This window comes from Curtobacterium sp. MCPF17_047, from assembly GCF_003234045.1.
GTDB lineage: Bacteria > Actinomycetota > Actinomycetes > Actinomycetales > Microbacteriaceae > Curtobacterium.
The window spans coordinates 16912-41691 of record NZ_QKSF01000021.1; the positions used below are offsets into that span (position 1 = coordinate 16912).

Annotated in this window: 23 protein-coding genes; 15 read left to right on the top strand and 8 right to left on the bottom strand. The window is 74.0% G+C overall.

The genetic code is table 11. The annotated features are described in order from the left end of the window. Window positions 1-13: 13 nt before the first annotated feature. Complete coding sequence (locus DEJ33_RS15935) at window positions 14-2602, bottom strand: ATP-dependent Clp protease ATP-binding subunit (RefSeq protein ID WP_111195508.1); 2589 nt, start codon at window positions 2600-2602, stop codon at window positions 14-16. 96 nt (window positions 2603-2698) lie between these two features. Next, window positions 2699-3184 carry a Cys-tRNA(Pro) deacylase gene (gene ybaK, locus DEJ33_RS15940; protein ID WP_111077120.1) on the bottom strand — a complete coding sequence of 162 codons (486 nt, stop codon included), beginning with the start codon at window positions 3182-3184 and terminating at the stop codon, window positions 2699-2701. A gap of 443 nt (window positions 3185-3627) precedes the next feature. Between ybaK and DEJ33_RS15945 the strand changes: the two genes are divergently transcribed. Next, on the top strand, window positions 3628-4374 hold the full coding sequence (locus DEJ33_RS15945; RefSeq protein ID WP_111077119.1) for a membrane protein insertase YidC: 747 nt from the start codon (window positions 3628-3630) through the stop codon (window positions 4372-4374). A 61-nt stretch (window positions 4375-4435) separates the two neighbouring features. On the opposite strand, the gene DEJ33_RS15950 is transcribed toward DEJ33_RS15945, so the two are convergent. Beyond that, the gene (locus DEJ33_RS15950; protein ID WP_110902324.1) at window positions 4436-4705 is read right to left on the bottom strand and encodes a hypothetical protein; all 270 of its coding nucleotides are present in this window, start codon (window positions 4703-4705) and stop codon (window positions 4436-4438) included. 87 nt (window positions 4706-4792) lie between these two features. Between DEJ33_RS15950 and DEJ33_RS17365 the strand changes: the two genes are divergently transcribed. Beyond that, window positions 4793-5800 (top strand): hypothetical protein, encoded by a 1008-nt coding sequence (locus DEJ33_RS17365; protein WP_181432799.1) that lies wholly within the window; start codon window positions 4793-4795, stop codon window positions 5798-5800. A gap of 250 nt (window positions 5801-6050) precedes the next feature. Continuing rightward, entirely contained in the window at window positions 6051-7442 is a 1392-nt protein-coding gene (locus tag DEJ33_RS15965; RefSeq protein WP_111195509.1) for an MFS transporter, read from the top strand. A gap of 10 nt (window positions 7443-7452) precedes the next feature. Here DEJ33_RS15965 and DEJ33_RS15970 read toward each other — a convergent pair whose 3' ends face one another. Further along, complete coding sequence (locus DEJ33_RS15970) at window positions 7453-7911, bottom strand: NUDIX domain-containing protein (RefSeq protein ID WP_111077115.1); 459 nt, start codon at window positions 7909-7911, stop codon at window positions 7453-7455. A 23-nt stretch (window positions 7912-7934) separates the two neighbouring features. Here DEJ33_RS15970 and DEJ33_RS15975 point away from each other — a divergent pair, with 23 nt between their 5' ends. Next, entirely contained in the window at window positions 7935-8771 is an 837-nt protein-coding gene (locus tag DEJ33_RS15975) for an alpha/beta fold hydrolase (protein WP_111077114.1), read from the top strand. A 42-nt stretch (window positions 8772-8813) separates the two neighbouring features. Here the strand turns inward: DEJ33_RS15975 and DEJ33_RS15980 are convergent, their stop codons facing one another. The 3 genes from DEJ33_RS15980 to DEJ33_RS15990 are packed head-to-tail and all read right to left on the bottom strand — an operon-like array spanning window position 8814 to window position 11385. Next, window positions 8814-9959: an SGNH/GDSL hydrolase family protein gene (locus DEJ33_RS15980; RefSeq protein ID WP_181436504.1), complete on the bottom strand. Its 1146-nt coding sequence runs from the start codon at window positions 9957-9959 to the stop codon at window positions 8814-8816. A 42-nt stretch (window positions 9960-10001) separates the two neighbouring features. Continuing rightward, complete coding sequence (locus tag DEJ33_RS15985; protein WP_111077112.1) at window positions 10002-10355, bottom strand: PRC-barrel domain-containing protein; 354 nt, start codon at window positions 10353-10355, stop codon at window positions 10002-10004. Window positions 10356-10401: 46 nt separating this feature from the next. Further along, entirely contained in the window at window positions 10402-11385 is a 984-nt protein-coding gene (locus tag DEJ33_RS15990; RefSeq protein WP_111077111.1) for a glycosyltransferase family 9 protein, read from the bottom strand. 130 nt (window positions 11386-11515) lie between these two features. Here DEJ33_RS15990 and DEJ33_RS15995 point away from each other — a divergent pair, with 130 nt between their 5' ends. The 7 genes from DEJ33_RS15995 to DEJ33_RS16025 all read left to right on the top strand — a co-directional run bounded on the left by DEJ33_RS15995 (window position 11516) and on the right by DEJ33_RS16025 (window position 18371). Beyond that, the gene (locus DEJ33_RS15995) at window positions 11516-12064 is read left to right on the top strand and encodes an HAD-IIIA family hydrolase (RefSeq protein WP_111195510.1); all 549 of its coding nucleotides are present in this window, start codon (window positions 11516-11518) and stop codon (window positions 12062-12064) included. Continuing rightward, a complete protein-coding gene (locus DEJ33_RS16000; protein ID WP_111077109.1) occupies window positions 12061-13152 on the top strand; it encodes a glycosyltransferase family 9 protein in 1092 nt (363 codons plus the stop codon). The genes DEJ33_RS15995 and DEJ33_RS16000 overlap by 4 nt, the downstream gene beginning before the upstream one ends. A 64-nt stretch (window positions 13153-13216) precedes the next feature. Further along, complete coding sequence (locus DEJ33_RS16005) at window positions 13217-14233, top strand: glycosyltransferase family 1 protein (protein WP_258374525.1); 1017 nt, start codon at window positions 13217-13219, stop codon at window positions 14231-14233. Continuing rightward, a complete protein-coding gene (locus tag DEJ33_RS16010) occupies window positions 14233-15588 on the top strand; it encodes a glycosyltransferase (RefSeq protein ID WP_111077108.1) in 1356 nt (451 codons plus the stop codon). The genes DEJ33_RS16005 and DEJ33_RS16010 overlap by 1 nt, the downstream gene beginning before the upstream one ends. After that, window positions 15585-16235 (top strand): SIS domain-containing protein, encoded by a 651-nt coding sequence (locus DEJ33_RS16015; protein WP_111077107.1) that lies wholly within the window; start codon window positions 15585-15587, stop codon window positions 16233-16235. The genes DEJ33_RS16010 and DEJ33_RS16015 overlap by 4 nt, the downstream gene beginning before the upstream one ends. After that, window positions 16232-17623: a PfkB family carbohydrate kinase gene (locus DEJ33_RS16020; RefSeq protein ID WP_111077106.1), complete on the top strand. Its 1392-nt coding sequence runs from the start codon at window positions 16232-16234 to the stop codon at window positions 17621-17623. Before DEJ33_RS16015 ends, DEJ33_RS16020 begins: the two co-directional genes overlap by 4 nt. Before the next feature lie 43 nt (window positions 17624-17666). Beyond that, window positions 17667-18371 (top strand): SDR family oxidoreductase, encoded by a 705-nt coding sequence (locus DEJ33_RS16025; protein WP_110902336.1) that lies wholly within the window; start codon window positions 17667-17669, stop codon window positions 18369-18371. A gap of 257 nt (window positions 18372-18628) precedes the next feature. Here the strand turns inward: DEJ33_RS16025 and DEJ33_RS16030 are convergent, their stop codons facing one another. After that, a complete protein-coding gene (locus tag DEJ33_RS16030; protein WP_111079650.1) occupies window positions 18629-19729 on the bottom strand; it encodes a glycosyltransferase family 9 protein in 1101 nt (366 codons plus the stop codon). A gap of 209 nt (window positions 19730-19938) precedes the next feature. Here DEJ33_RS16030 and DEJ33_RS16035 point away from each other — a divergent pair, with 209 nt between their 5' ends. The 4 genes from DEJ33_RS16035 to DEJ33_RS16050 form a co-directional block, all read left to right on the top strand. Beyond that, window positions 19939-21471: an aldehyde dehydrogenase gene (locus DEJ33_RS16035; protein WP_111079652.1), complete on the top strand. Its 1533-nt coding sequence runs from the start codon at window positions 19939-19941 to the stop codon at window positions 21469-21471. Further along, complete coding sequence (gene rfaE2 / locus DEJ33_RS16040) at window positions 21468-23081, top strand: D-glycero-beta-D-manno-heptose 1-phosphate adenylyltransferase (protein WP_111079654.1); 1614 nt, start codon at window positions 21468-21470, stop codon at window positions 23079-23081. Before DEJ33_RS16035 ends, rfaE2 begins: the two co-directional genes overlap by 4 nt. 68 nt (window positions 23082-23149) lie before the next feature. Beyond that, a complete protein-coding gene (locus tag DEJ33_RS16045) occupies window positions 23150-23989 on the top strand; it encodes a glycosyltransferase family 2 protein (RefSeq protein WP_258374524.1) in 840 nt (279 codons plus the stop codon). Between the two features lie 135 nt (window positions 23990-24124). Beyond that, a partial coding sequence (locus tag DEJ33_RS16050; protein WP_111079658.1) for a DedA family protein occupies window positions 24125-24780 on the top strand: 656 nt, incomplete at its 3' end.

Consider the following 24780-nt stretch of genomic DNA (forward strand, 5'->3'; position numbering starts at 1 on the left):
GACCGGGGTGGGATCAGACCGTGGCGGGCGTGCCGACCAGGGCGACGAGCGCCCCGTCGACGACGTCGACCCGGACGGTGTCACCCTCGTCGACCGACCCGTCGACCACGAGCTCCGCGATCCGGTCGTCGACCTCGCGTTGGATCAGCCGGCGGAGCGGCCGGGCGCCGTACTCGGGCTCGTACCCGTGCTCGGCGAGCCAGTCCGTGGCGGCGCCGGAGACCGACAGGACCATGCCCTGCGCGGCCAGACGGAACGCGGTGTCCTGCAGGAGCAGCGACACGATCGACCGCAGCTGTCCGCGCTCGAGCTTGCGGAAGAGCACGATCTCGTCGATGCGGTTGATGAACTCCGGTCGCATCGATTCGCGGAGCTTGCCCATCACGCGGTTGCGCAGGTCCTCCTCCGCGTACCCGCCGTCGGCCGCGACGGAGAACCCGAGCGCACCCGAGCGGGACGCCAGGAACTCGGAGCCGATGTTCGAGGTCATGATGACGACCGTGTTCCGGAAGTCGACCGTCCGGCCCTGACCGTCGGTGAGCCGTCCGTCGTCGAGCACCTGCAGCAGCAGGTTGAACACGTCCGGGTGCGCCTTCTCGACCTCGTCGAGCAGGATCACCGAGTACGGGTTCCGACGGACACGCTCGGTCAGCTGTCCGGCTTCGTCGTAGCCGACGTACCCCGGAGGGGCACCGACCAGCCGCGAGACCGTGTGGCGCTCGCCGAACTCGCTCATGTCGAAGCGGAGCATCGCCGACTCGTCACCGAACAGCGACGAGGCCAGCGCCTTGGCGAGTTCGGTCTTGCCGACGCCGGTCGGACCGAGGAACAGGAAGCTGCCGACCGGACGACGAGGGTCGCCCATGCCGGTCCGACTGCGCCGGACCGCCTTCGCGATCGCGCGCACGGCGTCGTCCTGACCGACCACACGGTCGTGCAGCTCCGATTCCAGGGCGGCGAGTCGGGTCTTGTCGGCGGAGCCGAGTCGGCTCACCGGGATGCCGGTGGCACGCGACACCACGGCGGCGATGTCCGCCTCGGTGATCACGTCGTCGACCGGCTGCTGACGAGTGGCGGCGGTGACGTCACCGGTGGCGGCGGCGGTGATGCGGGCCTCCAGTCCGGCGATCTCGTCGCGGAGGTTGGACGCCTCCTCGTACTGTTCCTCGGCGACCGCGCGGTCCTTCCGGGCCGTGAGGTCGGCGACCTGGGCACGGAGCGTGTCGACGTCGACGTCGCCCGAGCGGGCGAGACGGCGGCGGGCACCGGCCTGGTCGATGAGGTCGATCGCCTTGTCTGGCAGGTGCCGGTCGGTGACGTAGCGGTGGGAGAGCTCGACGGCGGCGCGGATGGCGTCGTCGGCGTAGGTCACGCCGTGGTGCTCGGCGTAGCGGGGGCTGAGACCGGTGAGGATCGCGACGGCGTCCTCCACGCTGGGCTCCCCCACCGTGACCGGCTGGAAGCGGCGCTCGAGCGCTGCGTCCTTCTCGATCCGGCGGTACTCGTTCAGCGTCGTCGCGCCGACCAGGTGCAGGTCGCCCCGGGCCAGACGCGGCTTGAGGATGTTCCCGGCGTCCATCGAGCCGCCCTCGCCACCACCACCGGCGCCGACGACGGTGTGGAGTTCGTCGACGAACACGATGAGCTCGTCCGAGTGCGCGGCGATCTCGTCCATGGCCTTCGTCAGACGCTCCTCGAAGTCACCGCGGTAGCGGGTGCCGGCGAGCATGCCCGGCAGGTCGAGTGCGACGACGCGCTTGCCCTGCAGCAGGGCCGGGACGTCGCCCTCGACGATGCGCTGGGCGAGACCCTCGACGATGGCGGTCTTGCCGACGCCGGGCTCACCGATGAGGACGGGGTTGTTCTTGGTGCGGCGGAGCAGGATCTCGACCGCCTGCTCGATCTCGTCGGCTCGGCCGATCACCGGGTCGATGCGACCCTCGCGGGCGCGGGCGGTGAGGTCGGTGCCGTACTGGTCCAGCGTCGGGGTCTCCGACTGCTGGTCCTGCTGGGCGGTGGTGCCGGGCATGGGACGCCCCTCTCGTGCGGCCTCGGCCGCCTCTTGTGCGTAGGACTGCATCACCTGCGGGGTGACACCGGCGCTCGCGAGCAACTGGCCCGCGACCGTGTCCTGGTCCGTGACGAGCGCGAAGAAGACGTGCTCGGGGTCCGTGTACGTGCTGCCGAACCCGCGGGCCGCCTGGGTGGCCTCGAGCAGGATCCGCTGCGCGGACGAGGTCAGTGCGGGACGGCCCTCGACCGCCTCGCCCGAGGGCATCGGCAGGCGCTGCTCGACCTCGGCGGCGAAGCGCTCCGGGTCGGCGCCCGCGGAGCGCAGGACGGCCGCGAAGGGCTCGGTGCCGACGAGCACGTGCAGGACGTGCAGGGCGTCGATCTCGTGCTGACCCTGCTCGACCGCGTAGGTCGCCGTCTGCTGGAGCAGCTCGTGGGTACGACGGCTGAGGAGCCGCGTGATGTCGACCGGTCGTCCGAACGGCATGGACCGCTGGGACTGGCCGGGGTTCTGTGAGGCCGCGAGCAGTCGTGCGAGGAACTCGTCGAACGAGTCGTTGCCGCCGGTCGGGCCGAACGTCTGTGGCAAAGGGACCTCCTGAGGAACTTGAGTGCCTTCGGCTCAATGCAACGCAGGGGGACCGTGCTCATTCCCGGTCAGAGGAAGAACTTGCGGCGGATCGACTCAACTCCGGGCGATGGGCGCCGTGCTCGCATCCGTGACCCGCACCAGGTCCGCCGGCGACAACTCGATGTCGAAGCCGCGGCGACCCCCGGACACGAAGATCGTCGGGTGCTCGGACGCCGAGGCATCGAGCACCGTGCGCAGGCGCGTCTTCTGCCCGACGGGACTGATGCCACCGACGACGTACCCGGTCCGCCGCTCTGCCAGGGACGGGTCAGCGAGCGAGGCCTTCTTGCCGCCGACCGCCGCCGCGATCGCCTTGAGGTCCAGACGGTCGGCCACCGGAACGATCGCCACGGCCAGCTCGCCGTCGACCGACACCACGAGCGTCTTGAACACCTGCTCCTCGCGGAGCCCGAGCGCCGCGGCAGCCTCTTCCCCGAAGTTCGTCGCGCTCTCGTGGTGTTCGTAGACGTGCGGCGTGAACGGCACGCCCGCCCGCTCCAGCGCGAGCGTCGCCGGGGTGCTCGGGGAAGCTGCGCTCATGCCCCGATCCTGCCCCGGTCGACCGTGACGGCCTCGGAGCCACGCGGGCGCTACGCTGAGCCGCACCATGACCGTCATCGAGGTGCTGCTCCGCGGGGTCTCCGCCGTGCACGGCCTCGACCCCGCGGCACTCGGCTCGCTGCCGGCGCTGACCGCCGCCGCACTCGGGCTCGGCGCGGTCGGCATCACCGTGACCGCGGTCGCCGCGCTCGCCGCGGCACTGCTCGTCCTCCGACTGGTCGCGGTCCTGACGGGAGTCGGCGCTCCGGGCGCACCACGGGCCTCCCGGACGACGCCGGACCTCGTGACCCGGATCGCCTGGAGCGACCCCGACGCCGACGGGCACCCGCGACCGCGGGCACCGGGAGCCGTCCCGGCGGTCTCACACCGATCGGTGTCGGGGCCGCAGACGCTCCCGACCCTCCGATCGAAGGACCTCCGTCATGGACATCACCACCCTGCCCGGCCTCAGCACACTGCTGCGCGCCGGATCCGCACTCGTCACCAGCCTCACCGACCTGCTCACCCCCGTCGCCGGGACGGCCGCCGCGACGCTCGCCGTGGTCCTGCTGACCGTGGCCGTCCGGGTGCTCCTCGTCCCCCTCGCCGTCCTGCAGGTGCGCGCCGAACGGGATCGGCGTCGCCTGGCACCCCGGATCGCGGAGCTCCGCCGACGGGCGGGGCAGGACACCGCCCGGTTCCAGCGATCCCTGCAGGAGCTGTACACGAGCGAACGGGTGTCGCCACTCGCCGGGTGCCTGCCGGTGCTCGCACAGGCGCCGGTCGTGTCGCTGCTGTACACGCTGTTCACCCACGCGAGCATCGACGGCACGGTGAACACCCTGCTACGGACCACCCTGGCCGGCATTCCCTTGGCGCAGTCCGCGGTGGCGGTCGTCACGTCGCCGCTGTGGGTCCACGCCTGGGTGGTGCTCCTGCTGCTCCTCGCCCTGGCGGTCGTCGTCGAGCTGACCCGGCGGGCGCAACTCCACTGGAACCCGGTCCCCCCGGCCGGCCCGGTCCGTCCGGGTCTGCCCGGCACGGCAGCGATGACCGGGATCGCCCGGTGGGTGCCGTTCGTCTCGGTCGGGTTCGCCGCGATCGCGCCCCTGGCCGCCGCCCTGTACGTCCTGACGAGTGCGGTGTGGACGCTCGGCGAGCGGGCGATGCTGCGGCGGGTGCTCCGGTAGCGGGAGTGGGCGCGGTCACACCGGCCGCCCTGCCGCGGCCGCCCCGGCGGCCCGGTCGGCTCTAGCCGCCCTGGCCCTCCTGCTGCGGCCCCTGGTCGACCGGGTCGTACTCGGTGTCGCGGCCCTGCTCCTCCTCCGGCAGCGGGACGTGCCGCTCGGTGCCGCTGCCGCCCGGGCTCGTCGCGACGTAGTCGGCCTCGCCGGACTGCGTGTCGTGGCTCAGCGGTTCGAGCGTCTCCTCGTCGACGTCCTGCGGTGTCGAACCGGTGGCGTCGGCGGGGACGGCGGGGTCTGTCTGGTCGGCGGCCTGGTCGTTCTGCGCATCGGTCATCCCTCGGGCGTACTCCCCCCGGTCTGGGTGCGCGCCGTCGGCGTACCGGTGGCAGCATGACAGCAGGCGTGACGACGAGGAGCGCGCATGAGCCGGACCGACGACGACGCGGCAGCACGAGCGCGTCTCGAACACATCGCCTGGGGCGCAGGGTCGACCCCGGCGGACGCGGCGCGCGCCCGCATCGCGCTTGCGGACCTCGACCGGGAGGCACGCAGACGGCCCGTCACGATGGTCGCCCCCGCCGCGGGGCCGCATCGGGGTCGTGGTCCTCGTACGCAGGTCGTCGCGGCTGCTGCGCCGGGCGTTCCGAGCGCGGCACCGGTCGTTCCCGAGGCTGCCCCCGCCCCGGACGCCCCGACCACCCCGGACGTCGCGCCGACGATCCGGACCGCCGGGCCCGACGTCCACCCGACCGGGAGGACGGAGCCCGGAGACGACACCCGCGACGCCGGAGACACCCCGTCGTCGGTGACCGACGGTGTCGAGCGCGACCAGCCGTCCGGGGCGACCGCCGACGGACGTCGTGGGGCGAGCCTCCCGGTCGGCGGCCTCGCCCACCGTGCCCGGGAGGTGTTCGGGCGGGTCCGGCGGACCGACCGGACCGTGCTGTGGGCGCTCGGGGGCGCCGCCGTCGTGATCGGCCTGGTCGCGGGGACGGGCGTCGGCCTGTCGATCGGGACCCGCAGCACCGCCGAGCCGGCGACCACGGTGACGACGCCAGCAGCGGGGACGGTGACGCTCGAGCAGATGCTCGACCTGCCGCAGACCTACGCCGACCAGCTGCCCGGCGGCATGGACTCGCCGGTGTCGCTGCACACCACCCGACTCGTGTTCACGAACCGGTCGCTGGCCGGCGACGACGCGGCGACGCCCTGGAACGTCTGGGCCGGCGTCGGACGGGACAGCTCGACGATCTGCCTCGTGGCGACGGCCGACCGTCGGCAGGGCACGAGCGCCTGCTACCCCCGGGACGACGCCCTGCACGGGGCGGTCTCGCTCTCCGACACCTCGTCGAGCGGCACGCTCTGGCTGCGGGTCGTGGGTGGCGCGGTCCGTGGCACCGTGACGAGCTCGCCCGCGCCGCTGTACTGATCCGCGGGCACGCTCCGCTCCCCTCCCGAGAGTCCGGGCGTTGGAGCGCTCCTGAGAGCATCGCGAGAACGGTCCGGAGGTCCTCGCGTGATCGGCACGGGCCGTGCAACACTGGGTGGAGCGCACTCGCCGTGGAGTGGCCAGAACCACATCTCCACATCCCGCCCACCACCCGCGAGCGCGCCCCGACCGGTCGAACACCCCGTCGTTCCCGCGCGCTCCTCGCACGTCCTCGAGGAGGTCAGCCGCCGTGTCCACCACCAGCAACCGAACCGTCCAGCCGCACACGACGCCGATCACCGTCACGACGTCGTCGGTGATCGGGATCGCCGTCCTCGGCCTCGCCACGTTCTTCGCCATCACCACCGAACTGATGCCGGTCGGCCTGCTCGGCACCATGAGCGAGGACCTCGGCGTCACCGAGTCCACCATGGGCATCGTCATCACGGTGTACGCGGCGGCCGTCGCCCTGCTCGCACTCCCCCTGACCTCGCTCACCGCGAAGCTCCCCCGGAAGACGGTCCTCGTCGCGACCCTCGTCGGCTACACGGTGTCGAACGCGCTCGTCGCCCTCGCCCCGTCCTTCGCCGTGGTCTGCGCCGGACGCGTGGTCGGCGGCATCGCGCACGCCCTGTTCTTCTCGGTCGCCTCGGCCTACGCCACGCGGATCGTCCCGCCCCGGCTCGCCGGCCGCGCCATCGCGTTCGTCTACTCCGGCAGCTCACTCGGCTTCGTGATCGGCGTCCCCCTCGCCACCGGCGTCGGGCAGTCCGTCGGGTGGCGCCCTGCCGTCGGCGGAGTCGCGGCGTGCGCCGCACTGCTCGCCGTCGTGGCCGCGGTGTGCCTGCCCGCCGTCCGCGGAGCCGCGTCGCCGCACGTCGGCTCGCCGAAGGCCTGGGCGCGCACCGGACTGCTGTCGGTCGTCGTCGCCGACCTGCTGCTCTTCGCCGGGCACTACGTCGTGTACACGTACATCGGCCCGTACGTCGTCGACGCCGGACTCGACGTCGGCATGGTCTCGGGCGCCCTGCTCGTCCTCGGCGGCACCGGCGTGATCGGCCTCTGGCTGGCCGGGGTGTTCGTCGACCGGGCTCCCCGCCGGACGCTGATCGCCGCGATCGCCGCGATGGCCGCCGCGTTCGTCGTGATGCCGTTCGCGCACGGATCCCTGGTCGGCACGATGGCCGTCGCCGGCGTCTGGATGGCGGCGAACGGCACGACCGGAACGCTGTTCATGGCCGCCGCCATCCGCACCGGCGGGGTCAGTCCGGAGATCGCAGGTGCCCTGGTCAACGGGGCCTCGAACATCGGCATCGCCGGCGGTGCCGCGATCGGCGGCCAGGTGCTCGGTCTGTCGGGACTGCAGACGCTGCCGTTCGCGGGGGCGCTCGTCCTGGTCGCGGGGCTCTCCGTCGTGGCCTTCGCCAAGCGCGGCTTCCCGGTGCACGCCACGACGCAGCCGCACCTCAGCACGTCGTCGATCCACGTGCTGACGTCGTCGCTCGCCGTCGTCACGAGCTCGATCCCGACCGTCAGCCGGGCGATCCAGACCGTCACCGGGTCCGTCGCCACGGTGCACCGTGCCGCGACCGCGTCGATCCAGACCGCCACGGGGTCGGTCCGGACCGCCGGCGAGCGGTAGCCGGCAGCGCTCAGCCGCGGTGCGCCAGGGCGTCGAGCGCAGCCACCTGACCGGCGACGACGAGTTCCCGCGCCTCGGCGAGCGGCACCCAGCGGGCATCGTCGACCTCGGGAACCTCGACGGAACGGCCCGACCCGCGGGGCAGTTCCAGCGACACGGTGTTGCTCCGGACGACCTCGACCACGAAGTCCGGTGCGTCCAGGGTCCAGACCGTCACGACCTTGCCGGACGCCTGCCGGAAGTCGCCGAGCAGTTCCGGTGTGCCGCCGGGAGCGGGGACGCCGATCTCCTCGCCGAACTCGCGGAGGGCCGTCGCCAGCGTGTCCTCCCCCGCCTCGATCTCCCCCTTCGGGATCGACCACGCGCGCGGACGTCGACGCCAGAACGGGCCGCCCATGTGGGCGACGAAGACCTCCAGCGAGGGGCCGGTGCCGCGGTGCAGCAGCAGTCCGGCAGAGCGAGGGGGCACGGTCGGAGACTACCCTCGCGCGCATGCAGACCATCGAGCTCGGTGACGGCCGTTCCGTCCTGGTCGACGACACCGCTGCCGACCACGGCGCCGACGGCGGCTGGCCGACGCTCGTCTGGCATCACGAGTCTCCCCACACCGGTGTGCTCTTCGAACCGCTGCGGAGCGCCGCCACCGACCGCGGCCTGCGCCTGGTCGCCGTCACCCGCCCCGGGTACGGCGGGGCCGACCCGCTGCCGGGTCGGCGGGTCGCCGACGGCGCACACGACCTCGAGCAGGTGCTCGACGCCCTCGGCATCGACCGCGTCGCCGCGCTCGGTGGCTCCGGCGGCGGACCGCACGCCCTCGCCGCTGCGGCCCTCCTGCCGGACCGGGTCGCCGCGGTCGCGACCCTCGCCTCGCCCGCTCCCTTCGACGACTCGCCCACCTGGTGGGACGGCATGGCGGACGACGCCGGCCTCCGCGCCGCCACCGCCGGACGCCGGGCCCGCATCACCTGGGCAGCCTCCGCCGCCTTCGACCCGTCCCAGTTCGTCGACACCGACTGGGCCGCCCTCGACGGTGACTGGGCCGCACTGGGGCAGGATGCGACGGCGGCAGGCGGGTCGGGCCTCCAGGGTGGGGCCGACGACGACGTGGCGTTCGTGACGGACTGGGGGTTCGCCCTGTCGGCGGTCACGGTGCCGACGTTCCTGGTGCACGGCAGGCGGGACCGGGTCGTCCCGGTGGCGCACGGCCGAGCGCTGGCCGAGGCGATGCCCGGGGCGGCGTACGAGGAGCGTCCGGACGCCGGCCACATCGCGGTCCTGTCGACGGTGCCGACGCTGATGGACCGCCTCGCCGAGGTCCTGCGCGCCTGAGATGCCCGACGGCGCCGCGACCCGTCCTGCAGCAGCAGGACGTCAGCCGAGGAGCTCGCGGAGTTCCGCGTCGAGCCGGCCGGTCAGGTACCGGACTCCGGCGGTGTTCGGGTGCAGCGCTCCGGGCTCGAGGTCGATGCTGCTGAACCCGCCGAACGAGTCGAGCGAGACCCCTGACACGTACGCGCCGGACCGGGCGCAGGCCGAGTGGGCCTGGGTCGTGTCGAAGACGTCGACGAAGCGGACCCCGGCGGCGCGGGCGGCGGACTGCCCGACCTCGTCGAGCTGCTCCTGGATCCCGTGCAGCCACCGGACGTCGGTGTCGGTGAACGGGTACGTGTCCGAGGGGAACCGACCGGCGAGGGTGCCGAGGTCGACGGCAGGCCGGAAGCACCCGCGTTCCGGGGTGTGATCGGCGTCCGGGAAGATCGCCGGGTACCCGAGCAGGAGGACCGTGGCGTTCGGGGCCGCCCGACGGATGTCCGCCAGCGTCTCCGCGATGCCCAGGGCGACGCGGCTCTCGATCTTCGCCCCGAGGGTGTCGACCCCGTCGACGTCGAGCGTGCTCCGGCACGACGGCGCGTTCTTGCCGGAGAAGACCGGCCCGGATGCCGACAGCGCCATGCACGATGCAGCGGTGCCGAACAGGTCGGCGTCGTTGCCACCGATGGTCAGGGTGACGAGCCGGGTGGAGTCGGACAGGGCCTCGATCTGCGGCGGTGCGCCACGCCACTGCGTGCGCTCCCGGACGTCCTCGCTGGTCGCACCGGCGCACGTGACGTCCGTCAGGGCGAGCCCGAACCGCGCTGCGATGCGGTGCGGGTAGTCCCGGCCGGACTGCGCGCAGGCACCGACCGGCAGACCCGTCGGGTTCGCCAGGCCGTACCCGGCCGAGTACGAGTCGCCGAGTGCGACGTACTCGCTGCCCGGCGGCAGGTCCGTCAGTGTCTCGGGTGGGTCGTCGGTCACCGGGAAGGGCTGCGGGACCGGCCACTGCGGTGCGGCGACCGCGGCCTGCGGGACGAGCGCAGACCCCGGCCCACCCACCAGGGCCACACCCGTGAGCACGACGGACACCACGAGCGCGCGCACCACACGGGTGGCGCGCTCGCGAGCACGGGACGGACGGCGCAGGGTGGGCTCCGGGAGGTTCGGGTCAGGGTCGAGCGGACCAGGCCAGCCGGTCACGCTCGACCCGCCCTGGCACGACGCCGGTCCGGTGGGCAGGACTCAGCGCCGCCCGAGACGACGCTCGCCGCCGACGCCGGCCTGGTAGTCGAGGCCGTAGTGCTGGAAGAGCTCAGGCTCGGTCGCCGCGTCGAGCTCGCCGTCGGTGGCGATCGAGGGCGCGTCCTTCACGGTCTTCTTGTCGAACGTCACGAGCAGGTGCTTCGGCGCGACGGTGGCGCCGACGAGCGGCACGAACACGAGCTTCTTGCCCACGACACCCGTGGTCACGGACCCGAAGGCCGGCTGCTGTGTCGCGGTGTCGTAGTAGATGCTCTCGAGGTTGCCGATCTTGTCCTCCTGGGCGTCGACGACCGGCAGGCCGATCCAGTCCCGGATGTTGGCTGCTTCGAACACGGCGGCTCCCTTCGACGGCCGGACCGTCCGTGCCGTCGGATCGACGCTACCGATCGGCGCTGTGTGCGGTGACGGCGGGCGTCACGCGCAGTCCGTCGACCGCAGCGAGGACGTCGTCCGCGCTGACGGCGAGGATGGCAGGGTCCGGGTCCTCGGCGAAGACGTCGCCGCGGCGGACGGACGCGTCGGTGAGCACCACGTGCGGGCCCGACGAGGGCGGCCCCCAGGCCTCGGGTGGCGCCGGGCCGAAGAGCACGACCGAGGGGATCCCGTAGGCGGAGGCCAGGTGCGCCGCTCCCGTGTCGACGGTGACCAGGAGGCTCGCGGCGGCCACGACGGCGGCGAACGGCTGCAGGTCCAGACGTCCGGCGAGGACCGCCGAGTCGTCGAGCCCGGCCAGCTCGGCGACGGCCAGCGCGCGCTCGACGTCGTCCGCACCTCCCGTCAGGACCACGTGGTGCCCGCGGGCGACGAGTCCGCGGACCACGTCGGCGAACCGGTCGACCGGCCAGTGTCGGGCGCCGTGGAAGGCCCCGACGTGCACGACCGCGGCACCGCTCACGACGGCGGGGACGGCCGGGACCGCGATCGACACGTCGTCCGGGTCGGCGGGCATGCCGTGGGCGGTCATGAGACCCGCCCACCGGACGCGCTCGTGGACGTCGTGCCGCCACTCCGGACCGTCGGGGGTCCCGTGGCCGATCACGCGACGCGCCTGCAGCGCGTCGATGAGGTCGCCCGACTCAGGTCCGGCACCGTGCAGGTTCACGGCGACGTCGACGACGCCGGTCGGCACGTGGATCGGGTGGTCCAGGCCGTGCTGGGCGAGGTGGACGTCGACGTCGGTGACGAGCTCGACGACCGGGGCGAGCCAGGCGGTCGTGGCGAGGGTGATGCGGTGCCCCGGGAAGGCCCGGCGGAGGGCGTGCAGCGCGGGCACGGCGACGAGCAGGTCGCCGAGCTTGATCGCCCGGAGCACGACGAGCTCGGGGCGGCCGTCGGACGGGGGCAGGGTGGGTACGGCGGTCACGTGGACCGACGCTACCGGGACGAAACCGTCCCGTCCGCGGGAGGCAGCACCCTGTCCACCGCGCGCCACGGCTCGCCACGGTTCCGGCACCGGTTGGGCACGAGCGCCGCCGTGCCGGTAGAGAAGGGGTGTGGCTCTCTCCGACCGTCCGCTCCGCGGCGTGCTCTTCGACCGCGACGACACCCTGGTGGTGGACGTTCCCTACAACGCCGATCCGGAACGGGTCGTGCCCGTGGCGGGTGCGGCCGACGCGGTCGCCGCGGCCCGCGCCGCCGGCCTCGCCGTCGGTGTCGTCACCAACCAGTCCGCGATCGCGAAGGGCCTGGCGACCCGGGACCAGGTCGACGCGACGAACGCCCGCGTCGACGAACTCGTCGGGCCCTTCGACGTGTGGGAGGTCTGCCCGCACGACCGCGGCGACGACTGCGCCTGCCGGAAGCCGCGACCGGGCATGGTGCTCGCCGCGGCGGACCAGCTCAGGCTCGACGCCGCCGACCTGGTCGTGATCGGGGACATCGGCGCCGACGTCAGTGCGGCCGTGGCTGCGGGAGCCCAGGGGATCCTCGTGCCGACCGACCGCACGATGCCCGCCGAGGTCGAAGCCGCCACCACCGTCGCCGGCTCGATCGAGGAGGCCGTGGCCCTGGTGCTCGCGCGGGCCGCGGGAGGGGCCTCGTGAGCGGGCAGACCGGTCGCCGGGTGCTCGTCGCGCGTCTCGACTCGTTCGGGGACGTCCTGGTCGCCGGGCCAGCCGTCCGGGCCGTCGCCGCCGGGGCGGACCACGTCACGCTGCTGTGCGGTCCGCAGGGCTCCCCCGCCGGCGCACTGCTGCCCGGCGTCGACTCGCTCCGGGTCTGGGCGGCACCATGGGTCACCGAGACCGTCCGGCCGCTCGACGACACCGTCCTCGCCGAGTTCCGCGCGCTCGTCGCCGAGGAGCGACCCGACGAGGCGGTCGTCCTGACGTCCTTCCACCAGTCGCCGCTGCCGCTCGCGATGCTCCTGCGTCTCGCCGGGGTCCGCCGGGTGTCCGGCGCCTCGGTCGACCACCCCGGCTCGCTGCTCGACGTCCGACTGCGGCCCGGTGAGGACCTGCCCGAGGACGTCCCCGAACCCGAACGGGCGCTGCGCATCGTGGCGGCCGCGGGCTTCGTGCTCCCCGACGGCGACGACGGTCGGCTCCGGGTGCGGCACGACGACGACGCGGTGCTGCCCGACGAGGTGGCGGCACTCCACCGGTACGTCGTCGTGCACCCCGGGGCCAGTGTGGAGGCCCGCTCCTGGCCGCCCTCCGCCCACCGCGACCTCGTGGCCGCGTACGACCGACTCGGTGTCCCCGTCGTGGTGACCGGTTCGCCCGGCGAGAAGGACCTCACCGCGGAGGTGGCCGGCAGCACCGGCATCGACCTCGGCGGTCGCACCAGCCCCGCGGTGCTCGCCGCGGTCCTGGCCGGAGCCGAGGTCGTCGTCGTCGGCAACACGGGCCCGGCGCACCTCGCCGCGGCCGTCGGTGCCCGGATCGTCTCGCTGTTCTCCCCCGTCGTGCCGGCCGTGAAGTGGGCGCCGTACGCCGAACACGTGGAACTGCTCGGCGACCAGGACGCGCCCTGCCGGCTGTCGCGGGCCCGGGACTGCCCCGTCCCGGGACATCCGTGCCTGGCCCGAGTCACCGTCGACGACGTGCTCGCGGCCCACGAACGGCTCGTCGGATGCGCTCTGCGGACGAACGACGTCTCCCTGCGAGCAGCACCAGAGACCCGTGCGTAGCGTGCGGCACTGCTTCTCCTTCTCCTCCTCCTCCTCCTGATCGACAGCGACCGAAAGGCAGTGCATGCGGATCCTCGTGTGGCACGTGCACGGCGGCTGGATGGACGCCTTCGTCCGCGGCCCGCACGACTACCTCATCCCCACGACCCCCGCCCGTGACGGCTGGGGCCTCGGTCGCGGTGGCCGGAGCTGGGGCACGAACGCCATCGAGATCGCACCCGAGGACGTCGCCGCCGCCGAGGTCGACCTGGTCGTCCTGCAGCGACCGGAGGAGCTCGAGGTCGCCGGCGACCTGCTCGGCGGGCGTGACGTGCCCGTCGTCTTCGTGGAGCACAACGCCCCGCGTGTCGACGTACCGGACAGCCTGCACCCGTTCCGGGACCGCGACGACGTGACCATCGCGCACGTCACCCACTGGAACGCCCTGATGTGGGACTGCGGCTCGACCCGCACCACCGTCGTCGAGCACGGCGTCGTCGACCCCGGCCCGCTGTACACCGGCGAGCTCGAGCGGTTCGGCGCCGTCATCAACGAACCCGTCCGACGCAACCGCGTCGTGGGCACCGACCTGCTCCCCCGCTTCGGCGCGGTGGCACCGGTCGACGTGTTCGGGATGGGCACCGAGAAGCTCGACGACCTCGGCCACGGTGATCTGCTCGTCGGCATGGGCGACGTCAAGCCCGACCCGATGCACGCGGCCCTCGCCCGTCGTCGCGCCTACGTCCACGCCAACCGGTGGACCTCGCTCGGCCTCTCGCTCATCGAGTCGATGCACATGGCGATGCCGGTGCTGGTCCTCGCCACCACGGATGCCGCACGGACCGTGCCCGCCGAGGCCGGCGCGATCGGGACGGACGTCGAGGAACTGGTGCGGGCCTCCCGGACGCTGGTCGACGACCCGGACGAGGCTCGCCGACGCGGCCTGGTCGCCCGGGAGGCCGTGCTCGCGCGGCACGCGCTGCCCCGGTTCCTCGCGGACTGGGACGAGCTGCTGGACGACGTGCGGTCACGACACCGGTCCCGGACCGGAGCGACGACCGTCGGTGCGGGTGCTGCGGCACCGCAGGGAAGGAGCATCTGATGAAGATCGCCATGGTCTCGGAACACGCGAGTCCGCTCGCGACCCTCGGCGGGGTGGACGCCGGTGGACAGAACGTCCACGTCGCCGCGCTCTCCGCCGCACTGGCCGACCGCGGCCACACCGTCACCGTCTACACGCGGCGCGATGACGCATCGCTGCCGGTGCGCGTGCCGCTCCGACCCGGCGTCGACGTCGTCCACGTCGACGCAGGGCCCGCCCGGCACGTCCCGAAGGACGACCTGCTCCCCTACATGGGCACGTTCGCGCAGGTCCTGGCGTCGGAGTGGTTCGTCGACCGGCCCGACGTCGTCCACGGCCACTTCTGGATGTCCGGCCACGCGACCATCGACGCCGTGGGCCAGGTGCAGGTGCGCACCGGCGGTACCCGGATCCCCGTCGTGCAGACCTTCCACGCCCTCGGCGTCGTCAAGCGTCGACACCAGGGGGCCGCGGACACCAGCCCCGTCGAACGCGAGTGGCTCGAGCCCGCCGTCGGCCGGAGCGCCGACCAGGTCGTCGCCACGTGCTCCGACGAGGCGTTCGAGCTGAAGAGCCTCGGCGTGCCGCTGCGGTCCATCTCCGTCGTCCCGTGTGGCGTGGACGTCGAGCTGTTCCGGCCGGACGGCCCCGTCGAGGAACGCGGGCGCACCTTCCGGGTGCTCACGGCCTCCCGCCTCGTGCAGCGGAAGGGCGTCGGCACGACGATCGCCGCCGTCGCCCAGCTCGTCGCAGCCGGCCGTGACGTCGAACTCGTCATCGTCGGCGGTGCCGGCACGGCCGGTGCCGACCTGCCGGACGACCCCGAGTACCAGCGCCTCGACGCGCTGGCCCGCGACCTCGGCATCCGCGACCACGTCTCGTTCCGCGGGCAGCTCGCCCAGGAGGCGATGGGCTCGGTGTACCGCAGCGCCGACGTCGTCGTCTGCGCGCCCTGGTACGAGCCGTTCGGCATCGTCCCGCTCGAGGCGATGGCCTGCGGCGTGCCGGTGGTCGCCTCCCGCGTCGGTGGGCTCATCGACACGGTCGTCGAGGACGCCACCGGGCTGCACGTCGAACCCCGTGACGAGGACGGTCTCGCCGAAGCCCTCGGCGGACTGCTCGACGACCCGGAGCGACGTGCCGCCTACGGCCGCGCCGGTCGCCGCCGCGCCGAGTCCCGGTACACGTGGCAGAAGGTCGCCACCGACACCGAGCGCGTCTACGAACGGCTCGTCGCCGGTGGCCGGGTCCGCCCCGTCCGTCCGGCCGGCGGCATCGGCACCGCCCCGACCACCCGCATCCCGGACGCCGTCCGACCCGCCGAGGACGCGCTGGCCGAGGCCGCGCTCCCCATCACCGAGAGGAACGCCCGATGACCATCGAGCAGACCGGGATCGGCACGACCGAGACCCCGACCGTCGACGCCTCGACCAGTGACGCCTCGACCAGCACCCGCACGGTGCTCGAGCACATCGCGGCATCCGTGCCCGTCATCGCGTCCCTCGTCGACCACGGCGACCACATCGCCGCCTGGGCGGACGACATCGCCGCCCGCCTGGTGGCCGGGCGTCGCCTGCTCGCCGCGGGCAACGGCGGTTCGGCGGCCGAGGCGCAGCACCTGACCTCAGAGCTCACCGGCCGCTTCGACGGTGACCGACCCGCGTACTCGGCGATCTCGCTGCACGCCGAGACCTCCGCCGTCACCGCGATCGGGAACGACTACGGCTTCGAGCAGGTCTTCGCCCGTCAGGTCCGCGCACACGCCCGAGCCGGCGACGTCGTCGTCCTCCTCAGCACCAGCGGCAAGAGCCCGAACCTGCTCGCCGCTGCGGCAGCCGCCCGGGACGCCGGAGCGCGGTCGATCGCGATGACCGGAGCGCTGCCGAACCCGCTCGCCGGCGCGGTCGACGACGCCATCGCCATCGACGGCCCGTCCGCCAACGTGCAGGAGGCGCAGCTCGTCCTCGTGCACGCCCTCTGTCGGGCCATGGAGCCCGCGCTCCGCCGAGGAGGCACCCGATGACCGACCGGCGACTCCGCATCGTCGTCGTCGGCGACACGCTGCTCGACGTCGACGTCAGCGGTACCAGCGACCGGCTCAGCCCGGACGCGCCGGTCCCCGTCGTCGACGTCCGCTCGGACCAGCGCCGCGCCGGTGGTGCCGGCCTCGTCGCGACCATGCTCGCGAAGGACGGTCACGACGTCTCGCTGGTCACCGTGCTCGGGGACGACGCCCACGCGGACCAGCTCCGGTCGCTGCTCCCCGGCGTCCGCATCGTCGACGGCCCCTCCGGCGCGCCGACCCCGGTGAAGACCCGGGTCCGCGTCGGCGAGCACGCCCTGGTGCGGATCGACGAGGGCTGCGACACCCCGCCCGTCCCCGCCGTGACGCCCGCGATGCGCGACGCCCTCGACGGCGCCGACGCGGTCATCGTCGCCGACTACGGACGCCGGCTCACCGAGGCGGCCGAGATGCGTGCCGCGCTCGGTGCGGTCGTCGCGCACACCCCCGTGGTCTGGGACCCGCACCCGAAGGGCGCCACCCCCGTCGCCGGCACCACCGTCGTCACGCCGAACGCCAGCGAGGCGCACCGGTTCACCGGCATCGCCGGCAGCGGGGTCGCCTTCGCCACCGACGCCGCCGCCGACCTCGTCGCCCGTTGGGACGTCCGCGCCGTCGCCGTCACGATGGGCGACCGCGGGGCCCTGGTCGGCAGCCGCACGCCCCGCGGCGCCGACTCCCGGTTCGTCCCCGCTCCGTCCGTCACGGCCGGCGACCCCTGCGGTGCCGGCGACCGGCTCGCCGCCGGGGTCGCCGTCGCCCTCGCCGACGGAGCGGAGATCGCCGACGCCGTCACGGCCGGGGTCGAGGCCGCGTCCGCGTACCTCGCCGCCGGTGGTGTCGCCTCGCTCGTCGAGGGCGCGCCACCGGCACCGATCGCCGTGCCCGGCGCGGACCGGGACGCACTGCGTGTCGTCCACGAGGTCCGTGCCTCCGGCGGCGTCGTCGTCGCGACCGGCGGCTGCTTCGACCTGCTGCACGCCGGACACGCGCGCACCCTGTCGGCAGCGCGGGCACTCGGCGACTGCCTGGTCGTCTGCCTGAACTCGGACGACTCGGTCCGGGGGCTCAAGGGCCCCGACCGGCCGATCATGGGCCAGGACGACCGCGTCGAGCTCCTCCTCGCGCTGGACTGCGTCGACGCCGTCGTCGTGTTCGACGAGTCCACCCCCGACGAGGCGCTCCGCCGCTTCCGCCCGGACGTCTGGGCGAAGGGCGGCGACTACACCGCGGACGAACTGCCCGAGTCCGTGACCCTCGCCGAGTGGGGTGGGCGGGTCGTCACCGTGCCGTTCCACCCGGGCCGCTCCACCACCCGGCTCGCCGCCGCGATCGAACGCGTCGGCTGAGCCCCACCGCTCTCCACCTGCCCCACCACAGCAAAGGACATCCATGCCCGTCCCCACCACCCCCATCGGCCGCGTCCTCGTCACGGGCGGCGCCTCCGGACTCGGCGCCGCCGTCGTGGCCGCCGTCACCGAGGCCGGCGGCACCCCGATCGTCCTCGACCTGCGCATCGACGCCGTTCCCGAGGGCGTCGACGCCGTCGCCGTGGACGTCTCGGACACCGACGCCGTCGAACGTGCCGTCACCGAAGCGGTCGAGCGCCACGGAGGCCTGGACGCCGTCGTGACCGCGGCGGGGATCGACACACCGGCTCCGATCGACGCCATCTCGTCGGGCAACTGGGAGAAGATCGTCGGCGTCAACCTCATCGGCACCGCGTCGACCGTGCGCGCCGCACTCCCCGCGCTCGAGGCGACGCACGGCCGGGTCGTCACGATCTCGTCGTCGCTCGCCCTGCGCGGCGTCGGCCACGGCACCGCCTACTCGGCGTCGAAGTTCGGCGTCCGCGGGTTCTCGCAGGCCCTCGCCGCCGAGACCGCCGGCCGCGTCGGCGTCACCAACGTGATCCCCGCCGGCATGCGCACCAACTTCTTCGCCGACCGGACCGAGCAGTACAAGCCGGGTCCGGACGCGCAGCTCATCGAGCCGGAGTACGTCGCGAACTCGATCATCTTCGCCCTCTCGCAGCCGGCCGGGTGCGAGATCCGCGAGCTGTCGATCATGCCGGCGACGGAGCCCAGCTGGCCCTGACCCGTGCACGCGACCGGCGCACGCGCCGGCGCACGCGCCTGACGGACGGGAGGCCCGGTACCAGCTGGTACCGGGCCTCCCGTCCGTCTCCGGTCGCGCCGTGCCGCCGCCCACCCGCCCGCCCGCCGCCGAGGTCGCACGAGCTGCTGCCCGGACGGCCTACCGGCAGCCGATCGTGCACCCTCGGCAAGGGGCGCACGGCACGTCGTGCGACCTCGGGAGGCCCACACCGGCCCCGACGGACCGGCCCACCGCCCTCAGTTGGTGGCGAGCAGGTCCGCGACGTCCGCCAGGACCCGGTCCGGGGTGATCTCGTCGACGAACGACGGGTCGTGGGCGCACCGCTCGGCGCTCCACCCCACCTGGGTGACGTCGACCCCACACACCGGGCACCGGGTGACGAAGCTCATCAGGACGCGGTGTCGTCCGCGGTCGAGCGGCCCCGCGTTGATGACGTTGCCGAACCAGAAGACGCCGACGGTCGGGGTGCCGACCGCGACGGCGAGGTGCCGCGGGCCGGAGTCGTCGCCGACCATGACGTCGGCGGCACCGAGCACGGCGGGCAGCTCCGGCAGCGGCAGGGTCCCGGTGAGGTCGTGCAGGCGGGCGGCAGCCTCGGGCCCGACGGCCTCGGACACCGACGCCCGGATGGTGGTCGCGGCCGGCCGGTCCGAGTCGTCCCCGACGAGGACGACGTCGTCGCCGGCCTCGAGTCGGGCGACCGCGACGGCAGCGAACCGCTCCGGGCTCCAGCGCCGGCGGGGGTCGGTGGCACCGGGGTGCATCGCGACGAGTCGGCCGGTGACGCCGAGGCGCTGCCGGACCGCGGCCCGCTCGTCGTCCGTCACGGAGAGGCGCGGATCGAGCGTGACGGGTTCGGCACCGCCGAGCCCGACGACCTCGAGCGCGCGGAGCACCTCGTGCTGGTAGTAGACGTAGCGGACCCAGCGCTCCGTGGGGGCGGCGTCCTCGGTGGCGGTGCCGATCGAGTGCGCGGCGCCCAGGCGGAGCAGGAACGGGTTCGAGTTCCGGCCACCGCCGTGCAGCTGCACCGCCAGGTCGAACCGGCCGTGCAGGCGGGCGAAGAAGTCCTCTGCGTCCGGGGCGTCGTCGCCGCTGTCCCGGACGCCCGGCGACACGGGCAACTCCTCGACCGCGTGCACCGCGTCGGAGCGGCCGGCGAGCAGCACACGGGCCATCGGGGTGCCGAGCAGGGTGATCCGCGCCTCCGGGTACGCGGCGGCCAGCGCCTCGATCGCCGGCATCGCGAACATGAGGTCGCCGAGTCCCCCGCCCCGGAGCACCGCGATCTCGCGGACCCCCTCGAAGCGATCGCCGCCACGTCCGATCTGCACCACGCCTGTCGTCCTCCTCGTCGTCCGACGCTGCCCGGTGTCCCGTCGCGCGTCCCTTCGTTCCTACCGACCGGAGCCGGTGCAGGTGCCGAGACCGTGGACCAGCTGCGTCCCGTGGACACCACGGCGCGACCCGTGGGCGCGTCCAGCAGGAGGAGTGCAGCGTGGAGAGCCCCGGTGTACGTGACCGGACCACCACGAGAAGGACGCACATGACGCTCGATGCCCCCACCACCACCGCTCCGTCGTCGGACGACTCGTCCGCGGACACGATCACGGTGCTCGATCCCGTGACCGGCGAGGTGGCCTCGGAGACCCGCCGGAGCACGGCGGACGAGGTGCGGGACGCGGTCGCGCGTGCGCGGGCAGCGGCGACCGGATGGGCCCGGACGGCTCCCGGTGAGCGTGGGGCGCTCCTCCGGGCAGCGGCCGAGCGGCTCCGTGACCACGCCGACGAGCTCGCCGCGATGAACACCCGCGAGACCGGCAAGGTCCCGGGCGACGCCCTCGGCGGAGTCGAGGCCGGCATCAACACGCTCATCCAGTACGCCGAGCTCGGCCCCCTGCACCGCGGCGAGGCCCTGCGCGGCAACCATGGTGCCGCCGACTTCGCCGTCCCGCACCCCCGGGGCGTCGTCCTCGCCCTGACCCCGTGGAACGACCCGGTGGCCGTCGCGTGCGGGATCCTCGGCGCCGCGATCGCCGCCGGCAACACCGTCGTCCACAAGGGCAGCGAGCGGAGCCCGGGCACCATCGCACTGCTCAACCGCCTGCTCGCCGCCGAGCTTCCCGACGGCGTGCTCGTCGGCGTCGACGGTGACGCCACGACCGGTGAACAGCTCCTGGCCGAGGACGGCATCGCCGTCTACGCCCACGTCGGTTCGACCGCGACGGGTGACCGTCTGGCCGAGGCCGCGCTCCGCACCCGCGCGCACGTCATCCGCGAGAACGGCGGCAACGACGCCGCCGTCGTGGACGCCGACGTCGACCCCGTCTGGGCCGCCGACCAGGTCGCCCTCGGGGCCTTCGCGAACACCGGGCAGATCTGCACGAGCGTCGAGCGCGTCTACGTGCACCGCGACATCGCCGAGGAGTTCACCGCCGCCCTGGTCCGTGCCGCCGAACGGAAGACCGCGGCCGCGGCGGCGGACTTCGGCCCCCTGGTGGACGAGCGCCTCCGTGCGACCGTCCAGCAGCACGTCGACCAGGCCGTCGCCGCCGGCGCGCAGGTCCTGACCGGCGGCGCGGTCCCCGCGGGCGCGGGCACGTTCTACCCGGCGACGGTGCTCACCGGCTGCACCGACGACATGCTCGTCCTCACCGAGGAGACGTTCGGCCCGATCGCCCCGATCCGCGTCGTCGAGGACATGGCCGAGGGCCTGCGCCTCGCCGCGGAGGACCGCTACGGCCTGGCCGCGACCGTCCTGACCGCCGACACCGCGACCGCGCTGCAGGCCGCGGCCGAACTGCCGGTCGGCACCGTGAAGGTCAACGCCGTGTTCGGCGGCGCACCCGGGGGCAGCGCGGAGCCGCGCGGCGCGTCGGGCTCCGGTTTCGGCTACGGCCCGCACCTGCTCGACGAGATGACGACGACCACGGTCGTGCACCTCGAGGCAGCCCCGCGACGCGCGACGAGCTCGGCCGCCGTCAGCACAGACGCGAGCACCGGCACCGGCACGGCCGTCGACCCGTCCACCGCCGGCAGCCACGGCACGGACACCGCGACGGCCGAGGACGTCCGATGACCGCCGACGTCCGCATGGTCCGCCGCGTCGTCGACACGATCGCCGCGCGCCAGCCGGTCGTCGTGGTCGTCGGGGACGTCATCCTGGACCGCTGGACGGTCGGAGCAGCCGAGCGGGTCTCCCGTGAAGCCCCGGCCCCCGTGGTCCGCGTCACCGAGACGATCGCCGTCCCGGGAGGCGCGGCGAACACCGCGGTCAACGCCCGGGCCCTGGGTGCCGACGTCCGGATGGTCGCCCTGATCGGCGACGACGAGACCGGCCGGGTCCTGCGGGACCGCCTGGAGGCCGCCGGCGTCGACACCCGCTGGCTGGTCGCGGTACCGGGCGCGACGACGACGAGCAAGGACCGGATCGTCGGTGGGGACCGAGTGGTCGTCCGGGTCGACGACCTGGCCGGACCGCCGAGTGCGGCGGACACGGCCCTCCTCGCCGAGGCGACGGCAGCGGCGGTCCAGGGACGCTTCCCGGGCACCCCCGACACCATCGCCGCAGCCGACGGAGCCGCCGCCGCGGACGCCGTCGTGGTCTGCGACTACGACCTCGGCGTCGACGCCGCCGCGATCGTCCCCGTCCTCGAGCGGGACCGGCCGACCACCGTGGTCGTCGACGCGCACGACCTCGGGCGCTGGCGTGCCCTGCAGCCGGACCTCGTCACGCCGAACGCCGGGGAGGCAGCCGCACTGCTCGGCCGCGACCTCGGCCAGGGTGCCGGACGTGCCGAGACCGTCGTCGCCGCTCGGGAAGAGGTCCTCACGGTCACCGGTGCGCGGAACGCCGTCGTGACGCTGGACCGCAACGGCACGGTCCTGCTCGAGGACACCACGGCCCTGGCCAGCGACGTGCACCGCACCCGCGCGACCCCGGCGTCCGAGCAGCAGGCCTCCGGTGCCGGCGACACGTTCTGCGCCGCGGCCTCGGTCGCCCTCGCGGTCGGCACCCCCGTCCGCGAAGCCGTCTCGTTCGCCCAGGCAGCAGCCGACGTCGTCGTGCGCGAAGCCGGCACCTCCGTGTGCACCGCCGAGGCCCTGGTGGCGTCGGTGTCGGCCCCCGCCGAGACCGTCGTCGACCACGACCAGCTCGCCGACGCGGTCGAGGAAGCCCGGCGCGCCGGTCGTCGCATCGTCTTCACGAACGGGTGCTTCGACGTCGTCCACCGTGGGCACACGACGTACCTGCGGCAGGCGAGCGAGCTCGGCGACCTGCTCGTGGTGGCGCTGAACGACGACGACTCGGTCCGTCGCCTCAAGGGACCGGAGCGTCCGATCAACACGGCTGAGGACCGTGCCGGTGTGCTCGCCGCCCTGGCCTGCGTCGACCTGGTGACGGTGTTCGCGACCGACACCCCGATCCCGCTCATCGAGCGCATCCGTCCCGACGTCTACGTGAAGGGCGGCGACTACTCCCCCGAGATGCTCAGCGAGACCGAGGTGGTCCGCGCGCACGGTGGCGAGGTCGTGATGGTCGACTACGTCGCCGAGCACTCCACGAGTGCTGTCGTCCGCCGGATCCGCGAGACCGCGGCGGGCAACGGCAGGGCGGCGGGCAACGGCACGGCACCGGCCGGTGCGACGCCGACCGACCCCGCCGTGACCGGTCCCGGGGAACCATGACACGGGGCGCGCGGTGGTCCGGCGAGTGGGGTCGTCCGGCCGATACGGCACCGGGTGGCAGCGCCCAAGTGGACGTCGACGTCCTGATCCCGACGGTCGGTCGGACCGCCGAGCTCGCGGCGACCCTCGCCGGGCTGGCCGCCCAGACCGACGTCGCCTTCCGCCTGGTGCTGAGCGACCAGTCCGAGGCCGGTGACGTCGCGGAACGCCCGGCGATCGCTGCGATGACCCGCATCCTGGAGGCCCAGGGCCGCCCCGTCACGCTGCTCACCCACCCGGAGCGGCGGGGCCTGGCGGAACACCGGCAGTTCCTGCTCGACCACGCCGCGGCAGATGCGGTCCTGTTCCTCGACGACGACGTGTGGCTCGAACCCGGCTCGGTCCAGCGCATGCTCGACGCGCTCCGGTCGCTCGACACCGGGTTCGTCGGCAGCGCCGTCCAGGGTCTGTCGTACCTGGAGGACCGTCGACCGCATGAGACCGAGCCGTTCACGCTGTGGGACGGTCCGGTGGTGCCCGAGGTCGTCCGCCGGGGGATGCCCGGGTTCGACCGCTGGTCCCTGCACAACGCCGCCAACCTGGTGCACGTCGCAGCCGAACTCGACGTCGAACCCGGCGGTTGGCTGCCCTACCGGGTCGCCTGGGTCGGGGCCTGCGCGATGTACGACCGGTCCGCGCTCGAAGCGGTCGGCGGTTTCCGGTTCTGGGAGTCGCTTCCGTCCGGCCACGCGGGTGAGGACGTCGTCGCGCAGTGGCTCGTCATGGAGCGCTTCGGCGGCGTCGGCATCGTGCCGTCCGGTGCCGTGCACCTGGAGGCACCGACGACCGTCACGGACCGGTCGGTCGACGCCCCGGACGTGGTCTTCGCGCACGAAGCGCGCCACGAGCAACAGCACCAGGAGCACTGACCGCACCGGGGTCGTACCCCGCCGGAGTCATACCGCGGTAGGGGGTCGGACGCGACCACAGCGGGATGGCAGGACGCCGGTCGCTCCGTAGCGTCGTACCCGTCGGCGAGGTCCGCCGACGGGAGGAGCGACACCGTGCTCGACCAGATCACCCCACTCGTCGTCGACCTGGCGTCCTCGCCGCTCGTCTACCTCGTCCTGTTCGTCCTCTGCCTGGTCGACGGGTTCTTCCCGCCGGTGCCGAGCGAGACGGCGCTCGTCGCCGTCGCCGCGGTCGCCGCCACCTCGGGCCAGCCGGTCCTCGCCGCCGTGCTCGGAGCCGCTGCCCTGGGCGCGATCGCCGGTGACTCGATCGCCTACGCCATCGGCCGTCGGGTCGGACTCGGGCGGCTCCGGAACGCTCGGCGTCCCCGGATCGCGGCGGCGTTCGCCTTCGCCGAGCGGCAGATGCAGCGCCGGTCCGCCCGCCTCATCCTGATCGGCCGGTACATCCCGGTCGGCCGCGTCGCCGTCAACATGACCGCCGGCGCCACCGGCCTGCCCTACCGCCGGTTCCTCGGCATCAGCGCGATCGCCGGCCTCGCCTGGAGCGCGACCTCGATCGGCATCGCGCTCGCCACCTCGTCGTTCCTGCACGAACCCCTCGTCGCCGCCGCCGTCTCGATGGTCGTCGCCGGGGGCCTCGGCCTGGTGGTGGACCGGGTCCTCGGTAGGCTCCAGCGCAGACGGGACGCACGCCGCACGGCCACCGGCCTGGAGGCGCGCCCCACGCCCGCCACCGACCCCACCGC